This window comes from Niveispirillum sp. FG156, assembly GCF_057809555.1.
The window spans coordinates 21,096-34,488 of the sequence record NZ_JBMDKE010000014.1 but is presented as its reverse complement, the minus strand read 5'-3'; the positions used below and the strand labels follow the sequence as shown (position 1 = coordinate 34,488).

Genomic DNA, 13,393 nt, shown 5'->3' with positions numbered 1-13,393 from the left:
CCTTGTACGAGAGGCGGCGGCGGCGGGCAATGGGGGCTTAATGGTCAGCAGGGCAAGAGATTGGCCGGTTCCACATCGCGCAAGCCGCCGGAGGGAAGGCTGGCGGTCTGGTAATAGGAGACGGCGAAAAGGTCGAGTTCCAGCGACAGGCTGCGCCGGCCACAACGGCGGGCGACATTGGCAACCAGGGTTTCCAGGCTGACGCCTTCCTGAAGGCTGATATCCTCCAGCGCGTTCCAGCATTCCTCGCTGACACACACACTGATCCGGCGGCCATCGACGGTGATTTCCCGTCGCCGCTGTTCGTAAGAGGTCTGCCCCAGAATGCGCAGAAGATTCTGCACGGGTCGCCCTGGCTCAGTTGGTTAACTCAACACACATTTATATAGGCACGAGGGGCGGAATGCAAAAGCCCATGCGACGATTTCGTATACATTCCGTATGGTTGAGCCACGCGCCAAGCGCAGAGGTTGTGGTCAGCTGCCGTCCCGCGCCTCACGCAGGCCATCGCGCGCCAACTGGTCGGCGCGCTCATTCTCCACATGGCCGGCATGGCCCTTGACCCAGTGGAATTCCACCTTGTGGCGGGCGACCAGATCGTCCAGGCGACGCCACAGATCCTCGTTCTTCACGGGGTCCTTGGATGCGGTTTTCCAGCCGTTTTTCTTCCAGCCATGAATCCAGGTGGTGATGCCGTTCTTCACATACTGGCTGTCGGTATGCAGGCGCATGGGAACGGGGCGTTTCATGGCCTCCAGCGCGCTGATGGCGGCCATCAATTCCATGCGGTTGTTGGTCGTGTCGGGCTCCCCGCCCTTCAGTTCCTTCTCGGTCCCGTTCCAGCGCAGCAGTACGCCCCAGCCGCCCGGACCGGGATTGCCGGAACAGGCGCCGTCGGTGAAGGCATCGACCACGTTTTCTGCGGCGTTCCCCTCGCTCACGACCGGTCCAGCCCGTAATCGGCGATGTGGCGGATCTGCTGGTGAAAACGCAGCTTGTGTAGATACTCCAGCGGGTCCTTGCGCTTCACCATCGCACCCGCCGGCGTGTTCAGCCAGTCATAGAGGCGGGTTAGCAGGAAACGGATGGCGCTGCCGCGTGCCAGGATGGGCAGGGCGTCGCGCTCCGCCGCCGACAGGGGGCGGATACGGTCATAATTGGCCAGCAGCAGCCGGGCCTTGGTGACATTGAAGGCGCCATCAGCCTCAAAGCACCAGGCATTCAGGCAGATCGCCACGTCATAGGCGAACTGGTCATTGCAGGCGAAATAGAAATCGATCAGGCCCGACAGGGCGCCATCGGCGAAGAAGACATTATCGGGAAACAGGTCGGCATGGATGATGCCGGCGGGCAGATCCTTGGGCCAATGGGCCTCCAGATAATCCAGCTCCTCGCCCAGGGCATCGGCCAGACCCGGCTTCACCTCATCCGCGCGCCAGCGCGACGCGTCGAACAGGGGACGCCAGCCACCGACCGACAGGGAATTGCGGCGCGTCAGGGTGAAGCCGTCGCCCGCCAGATGCAGGCGGGCCAGCCCTTCGCCCAGGCCGGCGCAATGATCGGCCAGGATGCGGCGCGGCCACATGCCCTTCAGGAAGGTGACGATCACCGCCGGACGGCCACACAGGCTGCGCAGGGCCACGCCGTCGGTGCCGGCCACGGGCTGCGGACAGGTCAGGCCGTTGGCGGCCAGATGGTCCATCAAGCCCAAGAAGAAGGGCAGGTCCGCCGGGTCCACCCGCTTTTCATAAAGCGTGAGGATATAGGGACCCTTATCGGTCACCAGCAGGAAGTTGGAATTCTCCACGCCCTCGGCGATGCCCTTGCAGGACACCACGTCGCCCAGATCATACTGGGCAACGAACGCGCGGACATCCTCGTCGGAAACTTCGGTATAGACGGCCATGGCGGGATGGGTAGCCGGTTCCGCCACGCCGGTCAATCGCGCATGAAAGTCCTGCGCGACCGTTCCAATCGCAACAAATTCCGGCACGATGGTGGTTTTCGCCACTCGGTGGTGGAATTTGCTATCGACCGGATCGGGGGTGGGTAAGTGCAAAAACAAAAATGACGGAAATCAGCCAATTTTTAGGTCTCCATGGCACTTGGCACGGTGCTTGCTGTTATGTCGGCATGGCTGAAACGGCCACCGAAATTCGAACCCGATGGAGACGATAATGAGCACGATGACCTTCTTCGCCAAGCGCGCCGCCCGCACCAACAAGGTCACCGGCGACCTGAACATCTCCAGCCTGACCGAAATGGTCCCGGCCCTGGTTGTCGCGGTCGTCATGGTCCTGATGCTGAACATTCTGCTCTGATCGACGCTTCTTCCGCCAACCCGACTACCCCACCTGTTTCAGAAGGAGCCCCGAAAATGGGCCTGATCGACCGCCTCGGTGATGTCATCAATGCCAACCTGGCCAGCCTGCTGGACCGGTCGGCGGACCCGGAGCAGACGCTGAACCAGGCGATCCGGGAGATGGAAGACACCCTGTCCGAAGTACGCTGTGGCACTGTCCGCATGATCGCGGAAAAGAAGGAACTGGCTGCCAACTGGCGCGCTGCCGAGTTCGAGATGCTGGAATGGGAGCGCAAGGCCGAAATCGCGCTGGCCCATAACCGCGAGGACCTGGCCCGCGCCGCCCTGGCGGCCAAGGATGAAATCCGCCGCGCCGCGGCACCGGCCGAGGCGGAGATCAAGGCCTTGGAAACGGCCATCGCCCGGATGACGGAAGATGCCCGCGCCCTGGAGGACAAGCTGGCCGAGGCGCATGCCCGCCGCCGCAGCCTTGCCACCCGCTACCGCGGTGCCGTCGACCGGCTGCGGGCCCGGACCAGCCTGTATGATGGCCGCCTGGACGAGGCGCTGGCCCGGTCCCGCGAACTGGAACGCGAGATCGACCATGTGGAGGCCGCCGGCGACGCCATGGCCATGGGCCGACCCCGCACCCTGAAGGACGAGTTCGCGACCCTGGAGGCCCGTGGCCGGGTCGAGGATGAACTGGCCGCGCTGAAGAAGCGGGTGGCCGAGCGTGGCGGCAACGCCTGATTTGAGTTGCACTTCACCCCTGGCGCCGGGATGGGCGACGGGGTTCTGCCAAACCGATGGAACGATGGAGAGAAACGTGAGCCGCTATAACCGCCATTTCGACCGCTTCACCAGCCGCTTCCAGGGTGGGAAGCTCTATAAGGACAGCACCAACGGAATCCTGTTCGGCGTCTGCGCCGGGGTGGCCGAATGGCTGGGGATCAGCCGCCTGTGGGTGCGCATCGCCGCCATCCTGTCGATGATCTTCCTGGGCGGTACCCCGATCCTGGCCTACTTCGTGGCGGCCCTGGTCCTGTCCAACCGCCCGGTGGCCAGCCGCAATGACCGGTACGACCGCTACGCCCGCGCCTTTGGCGAGGATTACCGGGAGTGGCGCCGCTAAGCCAGCGGCGCCCGCTTCGGGGGGAGAGACAGGCGGGCCCGGGGGGACCCGCCTGTTTCGTTTTTTGGGGGGCGGCGGTTGGGTGAATGGTCTGCGGGGTTGTTGCCCTCACCCTCCCAAACGCTGGCGCGTTCGGGCCCCTCCCTCTCCCACCTTCGTGGGCGAGGGGCGGAATTTGGGTGCTGTCGTAAATTTTGGCCCCTCGCCCGCTTGGCGGGAGAGGGAGGGGCCCATTGGTGTCAACCAATGGGAGGGTGGCGGTTGATCGTATGAGTCCATCAGTTTGAAGGCGCCGGCCTCACTCCGCCGCCTTCACCGCCTCCCGTACCGCCACGTCCTTCTTGAACGCGATGGTGACGGTGGCCAGATGGATGCCGAACTTGCTCATGGTGGCACGGTTCAGCAGCACGCCGTCGGGCATCAGGAACATCCAGTCGTCGAAACGCACCTTGGTCCGGCTACCATCCATTTTCAGGTTGAAGTCATAGACCATGTTATAGGCATTGCCGGACACGCGGCCCTTGGCGGGGCCGATGGCATCGGCGGTGGTGCCGGTCCAGTCGTTGGGGGTGGGACCATCGCGGGTCAGGCGCCAGATGCGCTGTTCCAGCTCCCCATCATTCCACACGAAATCTTCGGTCAGGGTCAGGACCTTGCCGTCCCATTCGCCCTTGATATCGACGGTGAAGGTGCGGCGGACATTGCCGAACCGATCCTCCACGATGCCATAGGCGCGGGTATGGCCATCGAAATATTCTTCAAGGGCCAGGGCGGGTTTCTGATTGGCGAATTGTTCGGGTTTCATGTTGGTGCACCCGGATAGGGCCAGACAAAGGCCGGCCAGGACGAACAGGCGGCGAAACATGGCGCTCTCCGCGTCGGGTTTCGGGGAAACAAAATCAGGTGCGGGCGGCGATGCGGGCACGCAGGGCGGCCTGTGTCGCGGCATCGATGGGCCAGCGCCACAGGATGGCGATGGCCGCCAGTTTGAAGACCACCGGCACCAGAGCGTACAGCCACAGCAGCGCAGTCTGCCCCATTTCCGTTCCGCCCGTGGCGGGGTCGAAGCCGAACAGGCCCGCCACCGTCAGGCCCAGAGCGGCCAGCGCGGTTGCCAGCTTGGTCGCCAGGCCCCAGAAGGCGAAGTAAAGACCCGTGCGGGCCCGGCCGGTACGGGCCGTGTCCATATCCACCACATCGGCCTGCATGGCCGACGGCAGGATGAGGTCGGCCCCCAGCGACATTCCCGTCATCACACAGATGACCAGGAACGCCGTGAAGTCGCCCGGACCCAGCAAAGGCACGGCCAGGAACCAGCCGATGTTCCAGAACATCGCCCAGCGCCAGACGACATGCTTGCCATATTTTCCGCTCAACCACAGCCACAGCGGCACCGCCAGAAGACCAGATGCGAAATAGGACAGCAGCAGCAGGCCCGCACGTTCCCCCTCCATCAGCAGATGCTGAACGAAAAACAGGAAAAGTTGTGCCGGCAGGCCGTTCGCCACACCATTGATAACATAGGCCGCGATCAGTTTCCGGAAAGCCCCGTTTGCGAAAATCACTTTCATCCCGCGCCGGAATTTCAGCCGCGACTTGGCCGGCTGCGGATATTCGGGAACGCTGATGATCGCGATTACTGTAAACAGGGGCAGGATCACCAGCAGAACAAGGGCCAGCAGGCGCAGGGCGTCACGTTCCTGCCCCGCCGCCCCCACGCCCATGGCAAAGGGCAGGGTGAGCGCCAGGACGGTGCCGATGATGGCCGCCCCCTCGCGGAAACCCGCAATGCGCGTGCGCTGGTGATAATCGCCCGACAGTTCGGCACCCCAGGCCGTCAACGGCACGATCATCATGGTCCAGCCCAGGAACAGGGCAAAGGACCAGCCCAGCAGATAGGCCGCCCCCACCCCGTCACCCGGCACCATCAGGAACCAGAGCGACACAAGGGTAAGGGGCAGGCCTGCCGCGATCCAGGGCTTGCGCCGACCGAACCGGGTGACGGTGCGGTCGGACAGGGCGCCGACCAGCGGGTCCGTCACCCCGTCCCACAGCCGGGACAGCAGCAGGACGATGCCGATGCTGGCCAGCGGCATTCCCGCCTGGGCATAGGCCGAGGGCAGGAACACATAGACGGGCAGCACCAGGATGGCCAGCGGCAGGGCCGGCAATGCATAGGGCAGGAGGTGGCGCAGGGCGACGCGCATGGCGATGCGCTCAGCCCTTCGAAATTCCCACATGCACAAGATCGATGGTGCCGACCTTGAACCCCGCCTCGCAGTACCAGAGATATTGTTCCCACATGCGCTTGAAACGCGTGTCGAACCCGTCCTTCAACGCCGGCCAGGCCGCCTGGAACGCCACCTGCCACTCTCGCAGGGTGCGGGCATAATGCAGGCCATAGCTTTCGGTGCTGTCGAAATTCAGGCCCGCACCCTCCACCTCTGCCTTCAGGCGGGTGGGGCTGGGCAGCATGCCGCCGGGGAAGATGTAGCGCTGGATATAGTCGGCACCCTTGCGGTAACCCTCGAAATGATCCTCACCGATGGTGATGATCTGGAGCGATGCCTTTCCGCCCGGCTTCAACCGGTCGCGCAGCGTGTTGAAATAGGTGGGCCAATAGCGTTCGCCGACCGCTTCGAACATCTCGATGCTGGCGATGCGGTCGAACTGCTCCGTGATGTCGCGGTAATCCTGCAACCTTATATCGACCATGTGCGACAGGCCGGCCCGTTCCATGCGGGCCACGGCATAATCATGTTGGGCCTTGCTGATGGTCACGCCGGTGACACGCGCGCCAACCACCTTGGCCGCATATTCGGCAAAGCCACCCCAGCCGCAGCCGATTTCCAGCACATGCTGCCCCGGTTGCAGATCCATGCGGGCCGCGATGGCCGCATATTTGCGTTGCTGCGCCTCGTACAGGGGTTCGGGCTTGTCCAGGTCGGCATAGACCGCCGCCGAATAGGTCATGGACGGGTCCAGCCAGCGTTCATAGAAGCTGTTCCCCAGGTCGTAATGATAGGCGATGTTGCGCTTGGAGCCTGACTTGCTGTTCGGCTTGGCCGCGTGCAGCAGGAAGTTCAGCGCCCGGACCCAGGCCTTGCCATTCATGGCACGGTCCAGTTCCGTCTCGTTCAGCAGCGCCATCTCAAACAGGGCGGGCACATCCGGGCTGGTCCAGTCGCCATCCAGATAGCTTTCGCAAAAGCCCAGCTTGCCCCCCAGCAGCATGCGCCGGGCCAGCCGGTCATTGCGGACATACAGCACGCCATGCGGGCCGGGTGCGGTGCCGTCGAAACGGTGGCTACGCCCGTCGGGCAGGACAATGGTCAGGGAGCCAACCCGGATCGAGGGGGCCAGCGAGATCAGCAGCCGCATCATGCGCGACGGGCGATAATGGATGGCCGTCTGGCCCAGGCCCAGGAGATGGCTTTCGGTCTGTTCGGTCATGGTTCCACCATTGTTTGGCCGGTGGTTGAAATGGAGCGGGCGGGTCGTTCGGCAAGCGGCTTAAGACGAACGGGCGGTTCGGGGCGGCGGTGGAACCGCGCCCCCTTGCGCCACAGCTTCAGCGCTTCCCAATGGATGCCGGCGATGACTTTCAAGGTGACCAGCGGATGGCGCGCGATGGCCGCCCACAGGCTGCTTGTGGTCAGCGGGCGGCGTTCCCCCGTCTGGGTCGCCACCAGCAAATCACCCTGATCATCGCCATAACGGATATCGATGCCGATCCTGTCGCCCGGCAGCGACAGGCGGAACCGATAGCCCCCTTCGATATCGAAGAAGGGGGAGACGTGGAATTCCTTGGCGTGCGCGTGGTCCAGCAGGCCGCCCGGTGTGGGGATCACATAGCAATGCTGATCGCCGAAGGTGTTCTTCACCTCATACACCACCCCGCGCAGGGCGCCGTCCGGTCCATGGCCGTAATAAACGGACAGCGGATTGAAAGCATAGCCCAGCACGCGCGGAAAACAGAACAGAAGGATGCGCCCGCCATCCAGATGCACGCCCTTTTCCGCCAGCATCCGCTCCACCCAGGGGCGCAGGGGCGACCCGTCGCGCCGCCCATGATCGCGGTCCTGGATGGACAGCAGGCCGGGGCGGTTATGGGTCAGGGGTTTTGGCAGATCGTGCAGCCGGTCGATATCCAGCAGCAGCGACCAGACGCGGTAATTGAACGCGTGCCGGAAGGGCCGGTACCGGGCGTGGAACACCCGGCAATGGTACAGCGCGTGGGATTGGCCATCCTCTCCCGCCATCGCCGTTACTCCGCCGCCGCCTTGAAGGGCTTCAACGGCCTGGCATTGCGCCCGGCGGGGGAGACGTCGGTACTGTTCCAGGGCCGCTTGGCGCCCAGCGCCTCTGCCACCGCCAGCCCCGCCGACAGCCCATCCTCATGGAAGCCATAACCCAGATAGGCACCGCAGAACCAGGTGCGGCGCACACCCTGGATGCGGGCCATCTCACCCTGTGCGCGGATGGCGGCGGCGTCGAACATGGGATGGTCGTAGATGAATTCCTTGATCTTATATTCCGGGCGCGGCGGCTGGATCGGGTTCAGGGTGACGAACAGGGGGTTGCCCTCGTCAATGCCCTGCAACTCGTTCATCCAGTAGGTGACGGCCACCTTGGCGTTGCGGTCGCGGGTGCCGTTGGCCAGATAGTTCCAGGCCGACCAGGCCTTTGGCCGCTTGGGCATCAGGGCCGGGTCGCGGTGCAGATGCGCGCGGTTCAACTGATAGCGGAAGGCGCCCAGCACGCGCTTTTCCTGTTCATCGGCGTCGGTCAGCATGGCCAGCGCCTGATCGGCATGGGCGCCGATCACCACCTGATCGAACTGGGTTTCCTGGCCCTCCGTATCGCGCAGCCAGACGCCGGTGGGCGTGCGGCGCATGGCGATGATGGCGCGGTCGGTGTGGAACCGTCCGGCCAGCGTATCGGCCAGCACCCGCACATAGGAACGGCTGCCGCCCTTCACCGAATACCATTGCGGGCGGTTCTTGATCTTCATCAGGCCATGGTTCTGGAAAAAGCGCACGAAGCTGTGGGCCGGGAAGGCCAGCATCTCCGATATGGTGGAGGACCAGATGGCTGCCCCCATGGGCAGCAGATGGTCATAGATGAAGCGGTGGCCATACCGGCCCGCATCCAGATATTCGCCCAAGGTCTGGTTGATGGCCGCCGGGTCGCGCAACAGCTTCGGTGCTTCCCGGTAGAAGCGCACGATGTCGCGCAGCATCAGGTGATAGCTGGGCGACAGAAGGTTGCGCTTCTGCGCGAACATGCCGGCCAGATTGCTGCCGGAATATTCCAGACGGCCCCGATCCAGGCTGACGGCAAAGCTCATGGTGCAGGGCATGGAGGGCACGCCCAGATGCGCGAACAGGGCGATCAGGTTGGGATATGTCGCCTCGTTGAACACGATGAAGCCGGTATCGACGGGGATATTTTCCCCGTTCTTGCCCGTCACATCCACCGTGTTGGAATGGCCGCCCAGATAGTTGTTCTGTTCAAACACCGTCACATCATGGCCGTGACGGTTCAGCAGCCAGGCAGCGCTGAGACCCGAGATGCCGGCACCGATAACCGCGATTTTCATAAGGGCTTCCTTCCTTCAGGCCGGGATCGCCGGATCGCCGCCACGCATCGTGGCAAAGGCGTCCAGCGCGCGCTGCCGGCCCAGCGCATGATCAATGATGGGGGCGGGATAGTCACGGCCAAGGTTCACACCGGCCCCGCGCAGCACCATCGGCGGTGCGGTCCAGGGCGCATGGATATATTTGTCCGGCATATGTTTCAGTTCGGGTACCCAATGACGGACATAACGACCGTCGGGATCGAATTTCTGTCCCTGCAGGACGGGATTGAAGACCCGGAAATAGGGTGCCGCGTCGGCCCCGCAACCCCCGATCCATTGCCAGCCGGCGGCATTATTGGCCAGATCGGCATCGACCAGCGTGTCCCAGAACCAATCCTCTCCCGCCTGCCAGGGCAGCAGCAGATGTTTGACCAGCAGGGACCCCACGATCATCCGCACGCGGTTATGCATCCAGCCCGTGGCCCAGAGTTGGCGCATGCCGGCATCGACGATGGGATATCCGGTCTGTCCCCGCTGCCACGCGGCCAGGGCCTTGTCATCGCGGGTCCAGGGGAATGCCTCGAAAGCCGGTGACAGGGGGCGTTCGGGCAGGGTGGGGAAATGATACAGCAGGGAATGGCAGAATTCCCGCCACCCGATCTCGCGCAGGAAACTGTCCATCTGCGCCTTGAACGCCTCGCTGCCCCGATCGCCCGCCAGTTTGGCCGCGTGCCAGACCTGACGGGGGGAGATTTCGCCGAAATGCAGATGCGGCGACAGGCGCGAGGTGCCGTCGATACCGGGCACGTCGCGCCCGGCGCTGTAATGGGCGGCACCGTCCGACAGGAACTGCGTCAGGCGCGCGGATGCCGCCGCCTCACCGACGCCCAGACCATCGGCCCAGGTCCGCCGGAACCCGCCCGCCCAATCGGGCCGGGTGGGCAGCAAGGCCCAGTCGGGCAGCGCATCACCTTGCGGACGGTTGGGGCAGGGGGGCAGCCGGTCTGGGGCGGGCAGGGGCCGTTCCGGATTGGTGACGGCGACACAGGCCCGCCAATAGGGGGTGAAGACCTTGTAGGGCGTGCCCTGGCCCGTCAGCACTTCCCAGGGTTCGTTGAGCAGGGCAGCCTTATGGCTGGTGACCTTCACCTTGCCCTTCAAGGCCGCCTTCAGGCGTGAATCGCGTTCAATGGCAAAGGGTTCATAGCAGCGATTCCAGACGACCTCCGCCGCATCCACCCGCGCCGCCAGATCACCGATCACGGCGTCACCCGGCCCGCGCAGCAGCAGCAGGGGCGACCCCAGCCGTTCCAATGCCGCCGACAGATGCGTCAGGCTGTGATGCAGCCACCAGCGCGTGGCGCCACCGGCCCTCCAGGCGCCTTGGGTGATATCGTCCAGAACATAGACGGGCAGGACGGGCCGCCCGCTTTCCACGGCGTGGTGCAGGGCGGGATTGTCGGCCAGGCGCAGATCCTGGCGGAACCAGACGATGATGGGACGCGGATCGGTCATCGGATGAGGCATGCTTCCGGGTATAACATCAGAGTTCACTGATGATACGTCGCCGGTGCTGCCTTGGATCACCCCGACCTCTATCCTTTTGCGAAGATTATTTTTTATCCATCCCGGTTGACGCGGCCTGCGGGGGCCCTAGCTAGTTTTAACGGCGGCGGCCATCCCTTTTCTCCCCCTTTGGCTGCCGGCCTGTTGTTGCCCCCGGATGTCTCCCCCGCATCCGGGGGCTTGTCCTTTCACCCCCGTGCGGTGGCACTCTCGCGCCGGGTGGCATGGTCCGCCGACAGGCGGGTGCAGGGCAGGGGGAACAGGCGGGCGGTGCCCAGCATCCAGGCCTGGAATGGCCGGTGCAGCAAGCCGGAAATGGCGGGGTCCAGAACGTTCAGACCACCGGCATAGGCGCCAAAGGCCGGCAGGATCATGCGCCGACCGTCGCCCGCGAAACAGCGCGCGCTGATCCGCTTGCCCCGCACCAATGCCGCTGCCTTGGGATGGTAATGGCCGGAGATTTCGCCCGCCGCCGCCATCCGGTCCTTCACCGCCTCGTGCCGCAGGACCAACGGCCCCTCCCGCAATTCTTCCGCCACCACCATGCCGCCCCAGCCGGGCGGCGGGGCCGGGTCATGGTTGCCGGCGATCCAGACCCAGTCATGGGCCGCGGTCAGGGCCGCGATGCGACTTCCATCGGCGTCCGAAACGCGGGCGGCGGCATCGCGGTCGTGGAAACTGTCCCCCAGACAGACGACCCGGTTGGGGCGCCATTGGCGGCACAGTTCTTCCAGCCGCGACAGGGTGGCCGCGGTATCATAGGGGGGCAGGAACTGTCCCATCCGGGCAAAGGCCGACCCTTTCTCCAGATGCAGGTCGGCCACCAGCAGCCAGCCGCGCGTGGGCCAGAACAGGGCCCCGGCGGGATCGGCCTTCAAACTGGCGCCGTTCAGCAGGATGTCCATGGCGCGCCCGGTCAGTCCAGGGTGACCGACCCGTCTTCGGCCAACGGCCAGAACGGGTTGAAGGCGATTTCCCAGTAATGGCCGTCCGGGTCGGCATAGATGCCGGAATAACCGCCCCAGAACTGATCCGCCGGGGCCCGCACCAGCCGCCCGCCCTGGGTCAGGGCGAAGGAGACCAGCCGGTCCACGTCGGCCTTGCCGCGCACATTATGCGCCAGCATCGTGGGGCCATGCGTCACCTTGCCGGCATCGCCCGCGATCTCCTTCTCAAAGCTGTCTGCGGCCAGCAGGCCCAGGCCCATGCCGCCCATCTGGAAAAACGCGAAGGAAGGCTGGCTGCCGCTCGCGGCTTTCCAGCCCAGCCCCTCATAAAAGGCCCGCGACCGCGCCACGTCGGCGACGCGAAGGGTGATCAGGGTGATGCGCTGTTCCATGCCGGGTTCTCCGCCCTCTGTCTGTTGCCATTCACACATAGCGGCCGGCAAACCGCAAGGCCAGGCTGACCATCGTTCGGCAGCCCACGCAATCTGTTGGGCATGACGACCCGGTGCCACACCAGCCATTGAATTGAACAGGGCATTTTCAGTTGAGCGGCCAATGGTTTGGCTGCGATTTCGGTCCTGTTTAATGCCTCTTTCAAGGATTTGAAACTTTCACTACAATAAATCGGTTGGATACTTTCCGAGGCACCTTGTGCTCAACGGCATCATCGAACTGGTCCGGTTTGCAGTGATCACCTTCGTGGCCTCCGTCGCCGCGAACGTGATGGTGTCGATGGTTGCCTATGTCTGGGGTCGGATCATCCGCGCGCAGGGCCATGAGACGATGATGCGCAGCCGGCTGGCGCGCTATGCCCGCATCGCAACCGGCCTGTCCAACCGGGTGGAGGCGCGCAAGAATACCGCTGCCGGTGCCGCGACCCATCTGTTCACGGCACAGCGTGAGGAAAAGGGCCTGAAGGGCCGTATCCGCGAACTGGAAAAAAGCCCCCATCGCTTTGTGCGCATGATCGGGGCGGAGCAGTTCCCCAACAAGCCGTACGAATTCCTGGTCTTCAACAGCTCGGTTTCGCATCAGGTGAAGCGGGGCGAGAAGCATCCCTTCTACGACAATTCCTGGGCGCAGCCCTGTCCCGTGCATGTCTGGGCGCGCGGACCGGAGGAGGCCAAGGCGGAGTTCGAGCGGGTCTATCCCAAGGCGTCGGGCTTCAAGGCTGTCTTTGCCCAGGCCCTGACCGGGGCCGCAGCGCCCAAGGACAGTGAGGAAGGGGGCGGTGTGGAAACCGCTGCCGATCCGGAAATGGAGCCGGCATGAGCGGCTTTTCCATCGCCCTGATGCTGATGATTGTCTTCCTGTCGATGAAGCCGACAGTGTTGAAGGCCAATCACAGCCTCAAGGAAGCAAGAAAGGCGATGGTCGAGCTGCGGCGGCGTCAGCAGGCGCTGAGCAACAAGATCCGCGCCCTTGCCCGCGAAAGCCTGGGCCAGCGCCTGACGGCGGGTCAGGATGATCATGAGGCGGACGAGCTGCAATCGCGCACCGATCACCTGAAACGCATGATCGAGCAGTTGGAGGCGGAGGACCGCCGCGTGCTGGTCATGGATGAACGGCGCGGCCTGTCGGAAACCGGCTGGATCATCTGTGTCCGCCGCCGCCCGGAGGCGGCCTCCCCGCTGGAGCCCAGCAATATCACGCGTCTGTGGGATGAAGGCCGCTATGTCTTCTTCTTTGCCAGCGACATGCCGCGTGCCCGGCGCAAGGTGCTGATGCGGTTCCCGGAAGATGGTGGCTTCAGCATCGTTGATGTGAAGCCGCATGAGGGCGATCTGTCCGAGCCCCCGGCACTGGGCGCCCATAATCCGGACAAGCAGAAGCAAAGCGCCTGACGCGCTGCTTCTGCTGCCTGA

The 13,393-nt window shown here is 64.2% G+C and carries 16 protein-coding genes; 5 read left to right on the top strand and 11 right to left on the bottom strand.

Going from position 1 to position 13,393, the window contains the following annotated elements:
* Window positions 1–44: 44 nt before the first annotated feature.
* The 3 genes from ACODSP_RS10725 to ACODSP_RS10715 form a co-directional block, all read right to left on the bottom strand.
* Window positions 45–344 (bottom strand): ribbon-helix-helix domain-containing protein, encoded by a 300-nt coding sequence (locus tag ACODSP_RS10725; protein WP_054166083.1) that lies wholly within the window; start codon window positions 342–344, stop codon window positions 45–47.
* A gap of 132 nt (window positions 345–476) precedes the next feature.
* On the bottom strand, window positions 477–941 hold the full coding sequence (rnhA, locus tag ACODSP_RS10720) for a ribonuclease HI (RefSeq protein WP_488965587.1): 465 nt from the start codon (window positions 939–941) through the stop codon (window positions 477–479).
* On the bottom strand, window positions 938–1,906 hold the full coding sequence (locus ACODSP_RS10715) for a homoserine kinase (RefSeq protein ID WP_488965667.1): 969 nt from the start codon (window positions 1,904–1,906) through the stop codon (window positions 938–940). The genes rnhA and ACODSP_RS10715 overlap by 4 nt, the downstream gene beginning before the upstream one ends.
* A 271-nt stretch (window positions 1,907–2,177) precedes the next feature.
* Here ACODSP_RS10715 and ACODSP_RS10710 point away from each other — a divergent pair, with 271 nt between their 5' ends.
* From ACODSP_RS10710 to ACODSP_RS10700, 3 genes are all read left to right on the top strand, one after another.
* On the top strand, window positions 2,178–2,321 hold the full coding sequence (locus ACODSP_RS10710) for a hypothetical protein (RefSeq protein ID WP_158659668.1): 144 nt from the start codon (window positions 2,178–2,180) through the stop codon (window positions 2,319–2,321).
* Window positions 2,322–2,377: 56 nt separating this feature from the next.
* Window positions 2,378–3,052 carry a PspA/IM30 family protein gene (locus tag ACODSP_RS10705; protein ID WP_488965586.1) on the top strand — a complete coding sequence of 225 codons (675 nt, stop codon included), beginning with the start codon at window positions 2,378–2,380 and terminating at the stop codon, window positions 3,050–3,052.
* A 76-nt stretch (window positions 3,053–3,128) separates the two neighbouring features.
* Window positions 3,129–3,434, top strand: a complete 306-nt coding sequence (locus tag ACODSP_RS10700; RefSeq protein ID WP_488965585.1) for a PspC domain-containing protein — start codon at window positions 3,129–3,131, stop codon at window positions 3,432–3,434.
* A gap of 298 nt (window positions 3,435–3,732) precedes the next feature.
* Here the strand turns inward: ACODSP_RS10700 and ACODSP_RS10695 are convergent, their stop codons facing one another.
* From ACODSP_RS10695 to ACODSP_RS10660, 8 genes are all read right to left on the bottom strand, one after another.
* On the bottom strand, window positions 3,733–4,299 hold the full coding sequence (locus ACODSP_RS10695; RefSeq protein ID WP_488965584.1) for a DUF3833 domain-containing protein: 567 nt from the start codon (window positions 4,297–4,299) through the stop codon (window positions 3,733–3,735).
* Between the two features lie 34 nt (window positions 4,300–4,333).
* Window positions 4,334–5,641, bottom strand: a complete 1,308-nt coding sequence (locus ACODSP_RS10690; RefSeq protein WP_488965583.1) for an MFS transporter — start codon at window positions 5,639–5,641, stop codon at window positions 4,334–4,336.
* Window positions 5,642–5,651: 10 nt separating this feature from the next.
* The gene (locus ACODSP_RS10685) at window positions 5,652–6,887 is read right to left on the bottom strand and encodes a class I SAM-dependent methyltransferase (RefSeq protein ID WP_488965582.1); all 1,236 of its coding nucleotides are present in this window, start codon (window positions 6,885–6,887) and stop codon (window positions 5,652–5,654) included.
* Window positions 6,884–7,696: a DUF1365 domain-containing protein gene (locus ACODSP_RS10680; RefSeq protein ID WP_488965581.1), complete on the bottom strand. Its 813-nt coding sequence runs from the start codon at window positions 7,694–7,696 to the stop codon at window positions 6,884–6,886. Before ACODSP_RS10680 ends, ACODSP_RS10685 begins: the two co-directional genes overlap by 4 nt.
* 5 nt (window positions 7,697–7,701) lie before the next feature.
* Entirely contained in the window at window positions 7,702–9,036 is a 1,335-nt protein-coding gene (locus tag ACODSP_RS10675; RefSeq protein WP_488965580.1) for an NAD(P)/FAD-dependent oxidoreductase, read from the bottom strand.
* Between the two features lie 15 nt (window positions 9,037–9,051).
* Complete coding sequence (locus ACODSP_RS10670) at window positions 9,052–10,530, bottom strand: cryptochrome/photolyase family protein (protein WP_488965579.1); 1,479 nt, start codon at window positions 10,528–10,530, stop codon at window positions 9,052–9,054.
* A gap of 239 nt (window positions 10,531–10,769) precedes the next feature.
* Complete coding sequence (gene pdeM, locus ACODSP_RS10665; RefSeq protein WP_488965578.1) at window positions 10,770–11,486, bottom strand: ligase-associated DNA damage response endonuclease PdeM; 717 nt, start codon at window positions 11,484–11,486, stop codon at window positions 10,770–10,772.
* 11 nt (window positions 11,487–11,497) lie between these two features.
* Window positions 11,498–11,920, bottom strand: coding sequence for a VOC family protein (locus ACODSP_RS10660; protein WP_054166075.1), 423 nt, complete (start codon window positions 11,918–11,920; stop codon window positions 11,498–11,500).
* 259 nt (window positions 11,921–12,179) lie between these two features.
* Between ACODSP_RS10660 and ACODSP_RS10655 the strand changes: the two genes are divergently transcribed.
* Complete coding sequence (locus tag ACODSP_RS10655) at window positions 12,180–12,800, top strand: hypothetical protein (RefSeq protein WP_488965577.1); 621 nt, start codon at window positions 12,180–12,182, stop codon at window positions 12,798–12,800.
* Window positions 12,797–13,372 (top strand): hypothetical protein, encoded by a 576-nt coding sequence (locus tag ACODSP_RS10650; RefSeq protein WP_488965576.1) that lies wholly within the window; start codon window positions 12,797–12,799, stop codon window positions 13,370–13,372. Before ACODSP_RS10655 ends, ACODSP_RS10650 begins: the two co-directional genes overlap by 4 nt.
* The last annotated feature ends 21 nt before the right edge of the window (window positions 13,373–13,393 follow it).

Coding starts and splice junctions, on each gene's coding strand:
- ACODSP_RS10680 (WP_488965581.1), bottom strand. CDS start 7,696: ATGGCGGGAGAGGATGGCCAATCCCACGCGCTGTACCATTGCCGGGTG.
- ACODSP_RS10675 (WP_488965580.1), bottom strand. CDS start 9,036: ATGAAAATCGCGGTTATCGGTGCCGGCATCTCGGGTCTCAGCGCTGCC.
- ACODSP_RS10690 (WP_488965583.1), bottom strand. CDS start 5,641: ATGCGCGTCGCCCTGCGCCACCTCCTGCCCTATGCATTGCCGGCCCTG.
- ACODSP_RS10660 (WP_054166075.1), bottom strand. CDS start 11,920: ATGGAACAGCGCATCACCCTGATCACCCTTCGCGTCGCCGACGTGGCG.
- ACODSP_RS10685 (WP_488965582.1), bottom strand. CDS start 6,887: ATGACCGAACAGACCGAAAGCCATCTCCTGGGCCTGGGCCAGACGGCC.
- ACODSP_RS10705 (WP_488965586.1), top strand. CDS start 2,378: ATGGGCCTGATCGACCGCCTCGGTGATGTCATCAATGCCAACCTGGCC.
- ACODSP_RS10670 (WP_488965579.1), bottom strand. CDS start 10,530: ATGACCGATCCGCGTCCCATCATCGTCTGGTTCCGCCAGGATCTGCGC.
- ACODSP_RS10650 (WP_488965576.1), top strand. CDS start 12,797: ATGAGCGGCTTTTCCATCGCCCTGATGCTGATGATTGTCTTCCTGTCG.
- pdeM (WP_488965578.1), bottom strand. CDS start 11,486: ATGGACATCCTGCTGAACGGCGCCAGTTTGAAGGCCGATCCCGCCGGG.
- ACODSP_RS10710 (WP_158659668.1), top strand. CDS start 2,178: ATGAGCACGATGACCTTCTTCGCCAAGCGCGCCGCCCGCACCAACAAG.
- ACODSP_RS10695 (WP_488965584.1), bottom strand. CDS start 4,299: ATGTTTCGCCGCCTGTTCGTCCTGGCCGGCCTTTGTCTGGCCCTATCC.
- ACODSP_RS10715 (WP_488965667.1), bottom strand. CDS start 1,906: ATGGCCGTCTATACCGAAGTTTCCGACGAGGATGTCCGCGCGTTCGTT.